This window comes from Deltaproteobacteria bacterium, assembly GCA_005879795.1.
Classification (GTDB): Bacteria; Desulfobacterota; Binatia; order DP-6; family DP-6; genus DP-6.
On the sequence record VBKJ01000143.1, the window covers coordinates 20,924 to 34,220 of the forward strand.

Below are 13,297 nucleotides of genomic sequence, written 5' to 3' on the forward strand. Positions count from 1 at the left end.
GCGGGAATGACTGCCGCAGCGACCGCGCGTGCCAACGTGAACCTCGCGCTGGTGAAGTACTGGGGGAAGCGCGATGCGGCGCTCAACCTGCCGGCCACCGGGAGCATCTCGCTCACGCTCGACGGCCTCTCGGTCGAGGCATCGGTCGCCTTCGGCGGCGGTGAGGCCGACCGGATCGAGATCGACGGCGCCGAGGCCGCGGGCGACGAGGCGCTCCGGGTGGCGCGCTTCCTGGACCTCGTGCGCGCCGAGGCCGGCCGGCGCGAGCGCGCGCTCGTCACCACGCGGAGCACGGTGCCGCGCGGTGTCGGCCTGGCGTCCTCGGCGGCGGCCTTCGCGGCGCTGGCGCTCGCGGCGAGCCGTGCCGCCGGGATTGTGCTCGATCCGCCCGCGCTCTCGGCGCTCGCCCGCCGCGGCTCGGGCTCGGCGGCGCGCTCGATCTTCGGCGGCTTCGTCGAGTGGCGGCGCGGCGAGCGGCCCGACGGGCGAGACTCGGTGGCCGAGCCGCTCGCGCCGCCGGACTTCTGGGACGTGCGGGTGGTGGTGGCGGTGACGTCGAGCGCGCCGAAGGCGGTCTCGTCGCGCGCCGGCATGGAGCGCGCCGCGACCTCGCCCTTCTACCCCGCCTGGGTGGCGGGGGCCGAGGCGGACCTGGCGGAGGCGCGGGCCGCGATCCGCGCGCGTGACCTGGATGCCCTCGGCCTCGTCGCCGAGCACAGCGCGCTCGAGATGCACGCGGTCGGGCTGGCGGCGCGCCCGCCGCTCGTCTACTGGCGCGCGGCCACCGTCGGCTGCCTGGAACGGGTGTGGCAGCTCCGCGCCGAGGGCACGCCCGCCTTCGCGACTATCGACGCGGGCCCGCAGGTGAAGGTGCTGTGCGCACCCGCCGACGCAGGCCCCGTCGCCGAGGCGCTGCGCGCCGTGCCCGGCGTCGAGCGCGTGCTCACCTGCGCGCCGGGGGGCGGCGCCGAGGTGGCGGCATGAGGCGCGTCACGGCGAGTGCGCCCGGGAAGCTCTTCCTCGCCGGGGAGTACGCCGTCCTCGCGGGCGCGCCCGCGCTGGTCGCGGCCGTCGACCGTCGCGCGGACGTCCACGTGACGCTCGAGTCCGGCGCGGGCCCGCTGGTCGTCGATTCACTCGCCGAGGGGAAGCGGCGCGTGATCGACGACCCCGAGCGCGGCCCGCTCGAGGGCGGTGACGCCGGTGCGATCCTGGCCGCGTGGCGCGCCGTCCGGGCCGCGGCGCCGTCGCTCGCCGCCGTGCGTGCCGAGGTGGTGGTCGACTCGCGCGCGTTCCTCGCCGACGGCCGGAAGCTCGGGCTCGGGAGGAGCGCCGCCACCGTCGCGGCCGCCGCCGCCGCCTTTCTCGCCGGCGTTGGGCGCCAGGACCGGGGTGAGATGCTGGACGCGGCGCTGGCTGCGCACGCGCTCTTCCAGGAAGGGCGCGGAAGCGGCGCGGACGTGGCCGCGGCGGCGCGCGGCGGCGTGCTCGAGTTCCGGCGGAGCGGGGGGCGGATCACGGTCGCGGCGCGGGCCCTGCCGCGCGGGCTCCACCTGCTCGTCGGCTGGAGCGGCGAGGGCGGGGCGACCGACCCGATGCTCCGGCGCTTCGCGACCGGGCCGGGCGCGCCCCGCGCGCTCGGCGAGCTCTCGGCTGCCGCCGAGCGGGCGGCCACAGCGGTCGAGCGCGGCGACGGCGCCGGGCTGCTCGACGCCGTGGCGAGCTCGGCCGACCTGCTCGCCCGGCTCGGTGCGGAGACGGGCATCCCGATCGTGACGCCGGCGCTCGCGCGCCTGGTGGCCGCCGCGCGGCGGGTGGGTGCGGTCGCGAAGCCCTCGGGGGCTGGCGGCGGCGACTGCGGGATCGCGCTCGCGACCTCGCCGGCCGAGGCCGACGCGGTCGCCGCGGCCTGGCGTGCGGCGGGCATCGTGCCGCTCCCGGTCGCGATCGCGGCCGAGGGCGTCCGCCACGAGGCGCGCGACGAGGTCGCGCATGCGGTGTCGCTTGGCTGAGACGATCAGCGACCGCAAGCGCTCGCACCTCGCGCTGTGCGAGGGCGAGGAGGTCGAGTTCGCCGGCAAGACGACGCTCCTCGAGGAGGTCGACCTGGTGCACGACGCGCTCCCCGAGCTCGCCGTGGACGAGGTCGACGTCTCGACCACGCTCCTCGGCAAGCGGCTCCGCGCCCCGCTGCTCATCACCGGCATGACCGGCGGCACCGACGAGGCCTCGGCGATCAACCGCGGGCTGGCGCAGGTGGCCGAGGAGCACGGCATCGCCTTCGGCCTGGGCTCGATGCGCGCCATGCAGCGCAAGCCCGCGCTCGCCTGGACCTTCGAGGTGCGGGCGCACGCGCCGACCACGCTCGTGCTCGCCAACCTGGGCGTGGTGCAGGCCGGCGGGCTCTCCTCGGCCGAGGTGGAGGCGCTCGTGCGGCGCGTGGGCGCCGACGCGCTCTGCCTCCACCTGAACCCGGCGCAGGAGCTGATCCAGCCGGGCGGCGACCGCGACTTCCGCGGCGGGGTCGAGACGATCAGCCGACTCGTCCGCGAGCTGCCGATGCCGGTGGTGGTGAAGGAGACCGGCTGCGGGATCTCGCGCCCCGTCGGCGAGCGGCTCGTCGGTGTGGGCGTGCGCACCGTCGACGTCTCGGGCGCCGGCGGCACGTCGTGGATCAAGGTGGAGGCGCTGCGGGCGGGCGCGGCGGAGCGTGACCTCGGCGCGCTGTTCGCCGACTGGGGCATCCCGACGGCGGCGGCGCTCGTCGGGCTCCGCGGCCTCGGTCTCGAGCTGGTTGCGAGCGGCGGGGTGCGCACCGGCCTCGACGTGGCGAAGACGGTCGCGCTCGGCGCGCGGGTGGCGGGGGTGGCGCTGCCGGTCTTCCGGGCCTACCAGGAAGGTGGGCGGCAGGCGGCAGGAGAGTTCATCGACCGGCTCACGGCCGGCCTCAGGACGGCGATGGTGCTCACCGGCGCGCGGGATCTCGATGCCCTCGCCCGGGTGCCCGTCGTGCTGGGGCAGCGGCTGCGCGAGTGGCTCGCAGCGGGAGGAGGAGCATGAGCAGCTCACGGATCGCGGCGTTCTATCGTCTGACGGTGGAGGAGCGGCGGCGGAAGCTCGCCGAGGCTCTCGACCTCTCGCCCTCGGAGATCCAGGCGCTGGGAGCGGCGGACGCGCTCCCGCTCGACGTTGCCGACATCATGGTCGAGAACGCCGTCGCCACCTTCGCGCTGCCCTTCGGCGTGGCGCTCAACTTCCAGGTGAACGGCCGCGACCACGTGATCCCGATGGTGGTCGAGGAGCCGTCGGTGATCGCCGCGGCGTCCAACGCCGCGCTGGTGGCCCGCGGGGGCGGCGGTTTCACCGCCGAGGCCGACCCGGGTGCCATGATCGGGCAGATCCAGCTCGTCGACGTGACCGACCCGGGCGCGGCGGTCGAGCGCCTGGGCGCGGCGCGCGCGCGCATCCTGGCCGCGGCCGAGGAGCTGACGCCGGGCCTCTGCCGGCGGGGCGCCGGCCCGCGCGACGTCGAGGTGCGGCTCGTGCGCAGCGCGCGCGGCGAGACGATGGTGGTGGTGCACGTGCTCCTCGACACCGGCGACGCGATGGGCGCCAACGCCGTCAACTCGCTGGTCGAGGCGCTGGGGCCGATGGTCGCGGAGATCGCGGGCGGCACGACCTGTCTCCGCATCCTCTCCAACCTGGCCGACCGCCGGCTGGCGCGCGCGGCGGTGCGCATCCCGTTCGCGGCGCTCGCGCGCGACGGCATGGACGGGACTCAGGTGGCCGAGCGGATGCTCTCCGCGTACGAGTTCGCGGCCGCCGACCCGTATCGGGCCGCCACCCACAACAAGGGGATCATGAACGGCATCGACGCGCTCGCGGTCGCCACCGGCAACGACTGGCGCGCGATCGAGGCGGGGGCGCACGCCTACGCGAGCCGGGCGGGCCGCTACGGCTCGCTCACCACCTGGGGGATCGAGGACGGGCACCTGGTGGGCTCGATCGAGCTGCCGATGGCGGTCTCCACGGTCGGACCGGTCGTGCAGTCCCATCCGCGCGTGCGCCTGGCGCTCCGGCTGCTGGGCGTGGCGAGCGCGCGCGAGCTGGCGGGCATCATGGCGGCGGTGGGACTCGCCTCCAACCTGGGAGCGATGCGGGCGCTCGCCACGGAGGGCATCCAGAAGGGGCACATGGCGCTGCACGCGCGCGCCGTCTCCCATGCGGCGGGCGCGCGCGGCGAGGAGGCCGAGGAGCTGCGCCGCCGGCTCCTCGCCGCGGGCGAGGTGAAGATCGACCGCGCCCGCGAGCTGCTGCGTGCCCTGGAGTCGCGCTCGTGAGTCTCCCCGCCCGCGGCCGCGCCGCGGGGAAGGTGATCCTGCTCGGCGAGCACGCCGTGGTGTACGGCCGGCCGGCGCTCGCCGCGGCCCTGGGCCTCGGGCTCGCGGTCGAGGTGACGGCGTCGGACGGAGCGCTCCGCGTCGAGAGCGACCGCGCGGCGCTGGCGGACGATGCGCGGCCCGCGGCGCTCGCCACCGAGGCGGCGCGCGCGCTCGGCCTCGAGCCGCGCGGCATGACCGTCCGCATCCGCTCCCAGCTGCCGGCGGGCGCCGGGCTCGGCAGCTCGGCCGCGCTCGCGATCGCCGTGCTGCGCGCGCTCGCGGCGGCAGCGGGACGGCGGCTTCGGCCCGACGAGGAGCTGGCGCTCGGCCGGAGCCTCGAGGCGATCTTCCACGGCCATCCCTCGGGCATCGATCCGGCCGCGGCGGCGCAGCCGGGCGGCGGCTGCATCCGCTTCGTCCGCGGCGAGCCGCCCGCCATCGGCGCCCTGCGCACCGCCCGCCCGCTGCCCCTCGTCATCGCGCTCGGTCCGCCGCGCAGCACGGGCGCCGCGGTGGGCGGGCTGCGGGCGCGCTGGGAGGCGGACCGCGTGCGCCACGAGCGGCTCTTCGACCGGGTGGCGGCGGTGGTCGAGGCCGGCGCGCGGGCGGCGGAGGCCGGCGACCTCCCGGCGCTCGGCCACGCCTTCGACGAGAATCAGGCGCTGCTCGCCGCGCTCGGCGTGTCGGCGCCGGCGGTGGAGGCGCTGGCAGCCGCGGCGCGCGCGGCCGGCGCGCTCGGCGCGAAGCTCACGGGCGGCGGCGCCGGCGGGGCCGTGATCGCGCTCGCGGCGGAGCCTGAGCGGGTGGCCGCGCAGCTTCGCACGCAGCAGGTCGAGACGATCGTCGTGCGCGTGGGCACGGCCGAGGAGGCGGCAGCATGAGCAGCGAAGGACGGCTCGTCCTGGTCGGCGGCACGGAGGCCGCGGACGGCGGGCTCGGGGCGCGCGCCGGGCAGGCGATCGCGCGCGCCACGCAGTACCTGGTCGCGACCCAGCATCCGCACGGCTACTGGCACGCGCCGCTCGAGGCGAACGTGACCATGGAGGCCGAGTACGTCTTCTTCAACCGCATGCTCGGGCGGGACCGGCCGGACCTCGACCGGCGCATGGCCGAGCGCATGCTGGCGCTCCAGCAGGCGGACGGGAGCTGGCCGCAGTACCGGGAGGGCCCGGGCAACCTCTCGACCACGATCGAGGCGTACTTCGCGCTCGAGCTCGCGGGACTTAAAGCGGACGAGCCGGCGCTCGCGCGGGCGCGCGACTTCATCCTGGGCCACGGCGGCCTCGCCCGCGCCGGCGTCTTCACGCGCTTCTGGCTCGCCTACTTCGGGCAGTTCCCCTGGGCCGGGCTGCCCGCGCTGCCGGTCGAGCTGGTGCTCCTCCCGCCCTGGTTCCCGGTCAACATCTACGCCATGTCGAGCTGGGCGCGCGGCACGGTCGTGCCCCTGGCGCTGCTCGCCGCGCACCGGCCGTCGGTCCCGACGCCGCCCGGCGCCCAGCTGGGCGAGCTCTGGACGCGGACGCCGACGCGCGCCGATCTGGCCTTCCCGCGCTCGCGCGAGCTGATCACCACGAGGAACTTCTTCCTCGCGCTCGACCGTGCGATCAGGCTCCTCGGTCAGAGCCCGTGGAAACCGCTTCGCCGCCGCGCCATCGCGCGCGCGATCGAGTGGCTGGTGCGCCACCAGGACAGGAACGGGCAGTGGGGCGGCATCCAGCCCGCCATGCTGAACTCCGTGCTCGCGCTCCACACGGTCGGCTTCGCGCCCGAGCACCCGGCGATGGTGAGCGGCATCCAGGGCGTCGACGACTTCCTGGTCGAGTGCGAGGGGACGCTCGTGTACCAGCCGTGCGTCTCCCCCACCTGGGACACGGCGCTCGCCATGAAGGCGCTGCTCGAGTCGGGGACGGATCCGGCGCACCCGATGCTCGGGCGCGCCGCCGAGTGGCTGATCGCGAACCAGATCTTCCGCCCCGGCGACTGGTCGGTCCTGAACCCCGCGCTCGAGCCGGGCGGCTGGGCCTTCGAGTTCGCGAACGACTCGTACCCGGACGTGGACGACTCGGCGGTGATCCTGATGGTGCTGGGTCAGCTCCCGATCGCCGCCACCCCTGCCGGCAGGCGTGCCATCGCCTACGGCCTCAACTGGACGCTCGGCATGCAGAGCCGGAGCGGCGGCTGGGCGGCGTTCGACACCGACAACACCGCGGGCTTCCTGAACCGCATCCCCTTCGCCGACATGGAGGCGATGATCGACCCGCCGACCGAGGACCTGACCGGGCGGCTCCTCTCGCTCCTGGGCGCGTACGGCTATGGCGCGGACTTCGGCCGCGCGCGCCGCGCGCTCGAGTTCGTGCGCCGCACCCAGCGCCCCGACGGCTCGTGGTGGGGCCGCTGGGGCGTCAACTTCATCTACGGCACGTGGTCCGTGCTCGACGGCCTCGCCGCCATCGGCGAGGACCTGCGTGCGCCCTGGGTGCGGCGCGCCGTCGAGTGGCTCAAGGCGCGTCAGAACCCCGACGGCGGCTGGGGCGAGACGGTCGCCTCGTACGACGACGAGTCGCTGGCGGGGAAGGGGGAGAGCACGGCGTCGCAGACGGCGTGGGCGCTCCTCGGGCTCATGGCCGCGGACGGGGTCGCGAGCCCGGCCGTGCAGCGCGGCACCGACTGGCTCGTCCGCACCCAGGGCGCGAACGGCACGTGGACGGAACGGCTCTTCACCGGCACCGGCTTCCCGCGCCACTTCTACCTCCGCTACCACCTCTACCGGCACTACTTCCCGCTCATGGCGCTCGGACGCTACGTCCGGCTGGTGGGAGAAGGGGAGAGGAGATGAGCGTCGGCATCGAGCGGCTGCAGGTCTACGTGCCGCAGTACGCGCTGCGCCTGACCGATCTGGCAGCGGCGCGTGACGTCCCGCCGGAGAAGCTGACCGCGGGCCTCGGCGTGCAGGAGATGGCGATCGCACCGCCCTGCGAGGACGTGGTCACGCTGGCGGCGACGGCGGGTGCGCGCCTCCTGCGTGCGGCGCGCGTCGATCCGGAGGAGATCGGCATGCTGCTGGTCGCCACCGAGACCGGCGTCGACCACTCGAAGCCGGTCAGCATCTTCGTGCACGACCTCCTCGGCATCGGGCGGCGCTGCCGGGTCTACGAGCTCAAGCACGCGTGCTATGCCGGCACGGCGGCGCTCATGACCGCGGCCGACTGGGTGCGCGCGGGCGGCGGCCGCGCGCGGCGCGCGCTCGTCATCGCGGCCGACATCGCGCGCTACGAGCTCGGCTCGCCCGGCGAGCCGACGCAGGGCGCGGGGGCGGTCGCCATGCTGGTCGGGTCCGCGCCGCGCGCGCTCGGGCTCGGCGAGCAGAGCGGGACCTACGCGGGCAACGTCCACGACTTCTGGCGCCCGCTCGATCGCCGCGAGGCGATCGTCGACGGCAAGTACTCGGTCGCGTGCTACCTGGACGCCCTTGCGGGCGCCTTCACGGCCTACCGTGGCCTCGAGCGGCCACCGCTCGGCCCCGGCGAGGCGCTCTCCGACCGCCTGGTGCGGCTCCTCTACCACACGCCCTACCCCAAGATGGCGATGAAGGCGCACCGGCGCCTGGTCGAGATCGACTGGGCCGCCGCCGGCCGAGCCGTCGCGGAGGATGCGGCCGCGGCCTCCTACCGGGATCGGGCAGCGCCCGGGCTGGCCGCCGTCGCGCGCGTCGGCAACACCTACACCGCCTCGCTCTACCTCTGCCTCGCCGCGCTGCTCGAGGCCGAGGGCCGCGCGCTCGCGGGCGCGCGCCTGGGGCTCTTCTCCTACGGGAGCGGGTGCTGCGCGGAGTTCTTCACCGGGACGGTGCCGAGAGGTGTCGAGGCCGTGGCCGACGCGGGCGTGGCGGCGCTACTTGCGGGGCGGACCTTCATCGACGTGCCGGCCTACGAGCGGCTCGTCCGCGGCGGCGAGGCCGGGGGCGAGCCGCCCGCGGACTTCGCCGGCGAGTTCGTCTTCGCCGGCGTCCGCAACCAGCGGCGCGAGTACGCGCGCCCGGGAGCGCTGGCGGCGTGAGCCTCGGCGTCGCCGCTCGCGCCCCCGTGGGCGCCGTCGATCCCGCCCGGCTGGCGGCGGCCTACGCCCACTGCGCGCGCGTCGCGCGCGGGCACTACGAGAACTTCACCATCGGCTCGTGGCTGCTCCCGCGCCGGCTCCGCCACGACCTCGCCGCGGTCTACGCCTTCGCGCGCGGCGCGGACGACCTGGCGGACGAGGGGGCCGACGCCGGGCGCATCGGGCGGCTCGAGGCATGGGAGGCGAAGCTCCTCGCCTGCGCGCGCGATCCGGCGCGTGCCGACGATCCCGTCTTCCTGGCGCTCGGCCACACGGTCGCGCGCCGCGACCTGCCGCTCGAGCCGCTGCGCGACCTGCTCGCCGCCTTCCGGCGCGATGCCGCCGGCGACACGGCCGCCTTCCCGGCCTTCGCCGACGTCCTCGCGTACTGCCGCTGCTCGGCCAACCCGGTCGGGCGCATCGTGCTCGCGCTCTTCGGCTACCGCGACGCGGAGCGCCAGGCGCGCTCGGACGACATCTGCACCGCGCTCCAGCTCACCAACTTCTGGCAGGACGTGGCGGGCGACCTGGGGCGCGGCCGCGTCTACGTGCCGCAGGAGGACCTGGATCGTTTCCCCGAGAGCCGTGCCGCTCTGGCGGCGCGCGCCGTGAACGACGACTTCCGCCGCCTCCTCGCCTTCGAGGTCGCCCGCACGCGCGACCTCTTCGCGCGCGGCCTCCCCCTCGCCGCCATGGTGAGCGGCCGGCTCGCGCGCGAGGTGCGCGTCTTCGCGCGCGGCGGGCTCGCCGTGCTCGGCCGCATCGCGGCCGCCGACTACGACGTCTTCGCGCGCCGCCCGACGCTCACGCGCGGCGACCTCGCGCGCCTCGTGCTGCGAGGGCTCCTCGGATGAGCCTCCCGGCGCTGGAGCTCCGCTGCCCGCTCTCCGCCGCCTACGACCACTGCGAGGCGCTCACCCGCCGCGCCTCGTCCAACTTCTACTGGGGCTTCCGCCTGCTCTCCCACGAGCGGCGCCGCGCGCTGTGCGCCGTCTACGCCTTCTGCCGCGCCGCCGACGACATCGCCGACGAGCCCGGCGGCGCGCGCGACCCCGCGCGCCGGCTCGCGCGCTGGCGGGCCGAGCTGGAGGCGGTCTACGCCGGCTGCCCGCGCCATCCGATCGGCGTCGCGCTCGCCGACACGGTCGCGCGCTTCGCCATCCCGCGCGCGCACTTCGACGCCGTGGTCGCCGGCGTCGAGATGGACCTCCGCCGCGACCGCTACGAGACCTGGGAGAACGACCTCGAGGAGTACTGCTGGCGCGTGGCGGGCGCGGTCGGCCTCATCTGCATCCGCGTCTTCGGCTACCGGAACCCGTCCGCCGAGCAGTACGCGGTCGAGCTGGGCCTGGCCTTCCAGCTGACCAACATCCTGCGCGACGTGGCCGAGGACGCGCAGCGCGGCCGCATCTACCTCCCGCGCGCCGACCTGCGCCGCTTCGGCTGCCGCGAGGAGGACGTGCTGGTCGGCCACTGCACCGAGGCGTTCCGGCAGGTGATGGCGTTCGAGTGCGCGCGCGCGGGCGAGCACTACGGCCGGGCGCGCTTCCTCCTCGCCGAGGAGGACCGGCAGTCGCTCGCGCCGGCGGAGGCGATGCGCTTGATCTACGAGCAACTCCTCCGCCGCATCATGTTCCGGCACTACGACGTCTTCGGGCCGAAGGTGCGCCTCACGCGACCGGAGAAGGCGGGCCTCGCGGTCGCAGCCTGGGTGCGTCCGCACCTGAGCTTCTACTACTGGCTCGCGGGATGACGGCCCGCCGCGTGGTCGTGGTGGGCGGCGGCTTCGCGGGCCTCGCGGCGGCGGTGCGGCTCGGGCGCGGGGGCGCGCAGGTGACGCTCCTCGAGCGCCGGCCGTTCCTCGGCGGGCGCGCCTACTCCTTCGCCGACCCGGCGACGGGCGAGGTGGTGGACAACGGGCCGCACGCGCTCATGGGCGCGTACACCGAAGCGCTCGACTTCCTCCGCGAGATCGGCGCGTCGGCGAAGCTCCGCGTGCAGCCGCGGCTTCGCGTGGCGCTCGCGCACCCGGAGCTGGGCGTCGGGGAGGTCGCCGCGCCGCCCGTGCCGGGGCCGCTCCAGGCGCCGCTGGCGCTCCTTCGCTACCGGCTGCTCGCGCCCGGCGACCGCGTTCGGCTCCTGGCCGGCGCGCTGCGCCTGACCGCGCGGGACAGAGCGCTCGCGGGGCGGACCGTGGCCCAGGCGCTCGCCGACGTCGGGCAGTCGCGCGCAGCCTGCGAACGCTTCTGGCATCCGCTCGCGATCGCGACGCTCAACGAGGCGCCCGAGATGGCGGCCGCGGCGCCGTTCGCCGCCGTCCTCCGCCGCGCCTTCTTCGCCGGCGCGCGCGCCGCGCGCTTCGCCCTCGCGGCCGTGCCGCTCTCGGAGCTCTACACCGCCGATGCGCGCCACGCGATCGAGGCCGCGGGCGGGAGCGTCGTGACCGGCGCGGCCGTGGCCTCGCTCGCGCTCGAGGCCGAGCACGCCCGGGCGGTCCTGCTGCGCGACGGCCGCCGCGTCGACGCGGACGCCGTCATCCTCGCCGTGCCGTGCGCCGCGCTGCTGCGCCTGCTGCCGCCCGCGCTGCGCGCTGCGCCGCCCTTCCGCGCCCTCGCCGCCGTCGGCACCTCGCCGATCGTGAGCGTGCACCTGTGGCTCGACCGGCCGGTTGGCTGGGGGTCGTCGTTCCTGGGGCTCCTCGGCGGCCGCGCGCAGTGGCTCTTCGACTGCGGGCCGGCGCGCGACGGCGGGCGTCGCGTGGCGAGCGTCACCAGCGGCGCCCGCTTCTGGAACGATGCTAGCGACGAGGCGATCGCGGCCGAGGTGCTGGCCGACGCGGGCGCCGTCCTGCCCGCGCTGCGCGCCGCCCGCTGCACACGCGCGCTCGTCGTGCGCGAGCGGCACGCGACCATCTCGCTCACGCCCGCGGCCGACGCCGTGCGGCCGCGGGTGACGACGCCGCTCGCGAACCTCTTCCTGGCCGGCGACTGGGTGCAGACCGGGCTGCCGGCGACGATCGAGGGGGCGGTGCAGGCGGGGCGAGAGGCGGCGGGGAGGGCGCTCGGGGCACCGCTGGTACGCGCCCGCGCCGAGGCGGCGCGGCGCGCGGGCGTCGGCTGAGCCTTCTCGGTTCCGACGGCGCGGGCCTTCCCGGTTGGTCGAGCGAGTCTCCTACGCAGGCGCGGCCCGCCGTCGGCAGAGCGTCAGAGCCGAGCCGGCGAGGAATGCCCCCCGGCCCGTCGCCTCGGGCGACGGGCCGGGGGAAGTGTGCGGGCGCCTACCAGAGCCCCTCGCGACGATCCAGGAACGCACCACTCGGTGAGCCCGGTGTCGTGGTGGTCGTCGTGCTGGGCGGGCAGGGGTTCGGTGTGCAGGTCGCCGAGCCCGAGGGGATCCCGCCCTGCGCGGTACACTGGCTCGTGTCGCCGACGGAGATGCAGGTATCGAAGGCTCCCGACGCCGACGACTGCACGCAGCACGCGACGGCGCCCGCGATCGTGGTGGTCGTGGTCGTCGTCGTGGTCGTGGTGGTGCTCCCCCCACCACACGAGCTGCCCGGGCCGCACGCATCGCAGCAGCTCGGCACCGACCCGACGCACGCCGTGCCGCCATCGGGCGGTCTGCAGTCGTCCGCGCTCCTCCGGATCGAGCACCTCGTGTGGCCTCTGCGGCTGGTGCGGCAGCAGGTCACGAAGCCCGGCAGGCCGCAGGTCGACTCCTCCGCGCAGGACACCACGGCATCCTCGCACTCGGGCCGCAGCGATCCGTCCTGGATCGCCGCGTCCGCCACCTCGTCCACGCAGCTCACGTAGTCGTCGTGGCTGGCGGCGCTGGCGCAATCGCATTCGCCGGCCGCCGTCGCGCGCACGACGGCGACCTGATCGGCGTCCTCGGGCGCCGTGCCGCAGCCGTTCTCGTCGTCGCCGTTCTCGTGAGCGGGGGCGAGGCTGGCGAGCTGCTGCGGATCCTGTCTCTTCGGTACGGCCGCGCGTGGGAGCAGCACCATCAGGGTGAAAAGCCCGCCCAGAAACAGAAAACCTCGCACTACACTACGCATGGCTTCCTCCGTTCCGCCGGGACGAGGTCCGCGCGGTCCCTCGCCCGATCCCTTCCGGGTTGGTGACCCTGTGCGGTTGCAAACTGGCCAAGTGTGCCTGCGGCGACAATCCCCCGGCCTCCGGCCCAGAACTCCCGAGACGGGGGAAAGGGCCGTCCCGCGCTTGGGCCCCCGCGACTACCCCGGACGTGAAAGGCGCCTCCCGAGGGACGGGACGCGGACCCCGCGCGGCCAGCTTCCCTTCGCGCGCGCATCGGGCCGGAGGGGCTCGCCATGCACTGCCCGCTCTGCGCCGCCCCCAGCCGCCAACCACCCGCCTTCGTGGAAGGCCGGATAGCCGATCGCGCGCTACGCGTGCGAGATGGTCTTCACGAGCGCTGGTGCGGCGAGAGGGAGCTCAGGAAGAAGCACCTCCTGTAGAAAATCCTCGCCGCGAGAACGTCCGCGTAAAATTTACTGGCTCTGGGCGTGCAAGTCTTTCTCCGATCATAGCTTTTGACGTGCAACCGCTGACTCGATCGGCGCGCGCCATCCGCAAGGCCGGGCGCGTGGCACATGGGTTGCTCGTACACGGATGCAAGGAGAACGAGGTCTATCCGGTCACGAGGCCGGAACCGACGGTGGGCGGCGAGGGGTGGCGCGAGCCGTCGTCGGAGGTCGCCGGAGGGGGTATTGCACCGCGCTGGGACCTGTAAGGCGGGAGGGAACCCTGCCGATAGCGAGAGGTGCGCGACCTGTCGCCCGCGGGCGGGCAAGTGCATGT

The 13,297-nt window shown here is 75.7% G+C and carries 11 protein-coding genes; all 11 read left to right on the plus strand.

Translation table 11 applies throughout. The features are described from left to right. Nucleotides 1–6: 6 nt before the first annotated feature. The 11 genes from mvaD to E6J59_11250 all read left to right on the plus strand — a co-directional run bounded on the left by mvaD (nt 7) and on the right by E6J59_11250 (nt 12,289). Nucleotides 7–984 (plus strand): diphosphomevalonate decarboxylase, encoded by a 978-nt coding sequence (gene mvaD / locus E6J59_11200; GenBank protein ID TMB19662.1) that lies wholly within the window; start codon nt 7–9, stop codon nt 982–984. Next, entirely contained in the window at nt 981–2,012 is a 1,032-nt protein-coding gene (locus E6J59_11205) for a hypothetical protein (protein TMB19663.1), read from the plus strand. Before mvaD ends, E6J59_11205 begins: the two co-directional genes overlap by 4 nt. Continuing rightward, nucleotides 2,005–3,060, plus strand: coding sequence for a type 2 isopentenyl-diphosphate Delta-isomerase (locus E6J59_11210; GenBank protein ID TMB19664.1), 1,056 nt, complete (start codon nt 2,005–2,007; stop codon nt 3,058–3,060). The genes E6J59_11205 and E6J59_11210 overlap by 8 nt, the downstream gene beginning before the upstream one ends. Beyond that, nucleotides 3,057–4,340: a hydroxymethylglutaryl-CoA reductase, degradative gene (locus E6J59_11215; GenBank protein ID TMB19665.1), complete on the plus strand. Its 1,284-nt coding sequence runs from the start codon at nt 3,057–3,059 to the stop codon at nt 4,338–4,340. The genes E6J59_11210 and E6J59_11215 overlap by 4 nt, the downstream gene beginning before the upstream one ends. Next, nucleotides 4,337–5,263 carry a mevalonate kinase gene (gene mvk / locus E6J59_11220; GenBank protein ID TMB19666.1) on the plus strand — a complete coding sequence of 309 codons (927 nt, stop codon included), beginning with the start codon at nt 4,337–4,339 and terminating at the stop codon, nt 5,261–5,263. The genes E6J59_11215 and mvk overlap by 4 nt, the downstream gene beginning before the upstream one ends. Then, a complete protein-coding gene (gene shc / locus E6J59_11225) occupies nt 5,260–7,218 on the plus strand; it encodes a squalene--hopene cyclase (protein TMB19667.1) in 1,959 nt (652 codons plus the stop codon). The genes mvk and shc overlap by 4 nt, the downstream gene beginning before the upstream one ends. Further along, nucleotides 7,215–8,438, plus strand: coding sequence for a hydroxymethylglutaryl-CoA synthase (locus E6J59_11230; protein ID TMB19668.1), 1,224 nt, complete (start codon nt 7,215–7,217; stop codon nt 8,436–8,438). The genes shc and E6J59_11230 overlap by 4 nt, the downstream gene beginning before the upstream one ends. Before the next feature lie 50 nt (nt 8,439–8,488). Continuing rightward, nucleotides 8,489–9,331 carry a squalene synthase HpnC gene (gene hpnC / locus E6J59_11235; protein ID TMB19673.1) on the plus strand — a complete coding sequence of 281 codons (843 nt, stop codon included), beginning with the start codon at nt 8,489–8,491 and terminating at the stop codon, nt 9,329–9,331. Next, nucleotides 9,328–10,230: a presqualene diphosphate synthase HpnD gene (hpnD, locus tag E6J59_11240; protein TMB19669.1), complete on the plus strand. Its 903-nt coding sequence runs from the start codon at nt 9,328–9,330 to the stop codon at nt 10,228–10,230. Before hpnC ends, hpnD begins: the two co-directional genes overlap by 4 nt. After that, entirely contained in the window at nt 10,227–11,597 is a 1,371-nt protein-coding gene (locus tag E6J59_11245; GenBank protein ID TMB19670.1) for an FAD-dependent oxidoreductase, read from the plus strand. Before hpnD ends, E6J59_11245 begins: the two co-directional genes overlap by 4 nt. A gap of 215 nt (nt 11,598–11,812) precedes the next feature. Continuing rightward, nucleotides 11,813–12,289 (plus strand): hypothetical protein, encoded by a 477-nt coding sequence (locus E6J59_11250; protein ID TMB19671.1) that lies wholly within the window; start codon nt 11,813–11,815, stop codon nt 12,287–12,289. Nucleotides 12,290–13,297 lie beyond the last annotated feature (1,008 nt).

Bases quoted from the DNA above. Each gene is read 5' to 3' on its own strand.
- mvaD (TMB19662.1), top strand. From the start codon at position 7: ATGACTGCCGCAGCGACCGCGCGTGCCAACGTGAACCTCGCGCTGGTG.
- E6J59_11205 (TMB19663.1), top strand. From the start codon at position 981: ATGAGGCGCGTCACGGCGAGTGCGCCCGGGAAGCTCTTCCTCGCCGGG.
- E6J59_11215 (TMB19665.1), top strand. From the start codon at position 3,057: ATGAGCAGCTCACGGATCGCGGCGTTCTATCGTCTGACGGTGGAGGAG.
- shc (TMB19667.1), top strand. From the start codon at position 5,260: ATGAGCAGCGAAGGACGGCTCGTCCTGGTCGGCGGCACGGAGGCCGCG.
- E6J59_11230 (TMB19668.1), top strand. From the start codon at position 7,215: ATGAGCGTCGGCATCGAGCGGCTGCAGGTCTACGTGCCGCAGTACGCG.
- hpnD (TMB19669.1), top strand. From the start codon at position 9,328: ATGAGCCTCCCGGCGCTGGAGCTCCGCTGCCCGCTCTCCGCCGCCTAC.
- E6J59_11245 (TMB19670.1), top strand. From the start codon at position 10,227: ATGACGGCCCGCCGCGTGGTCGTGGTGGGCGGCGGCTTCGCGGGCCTC.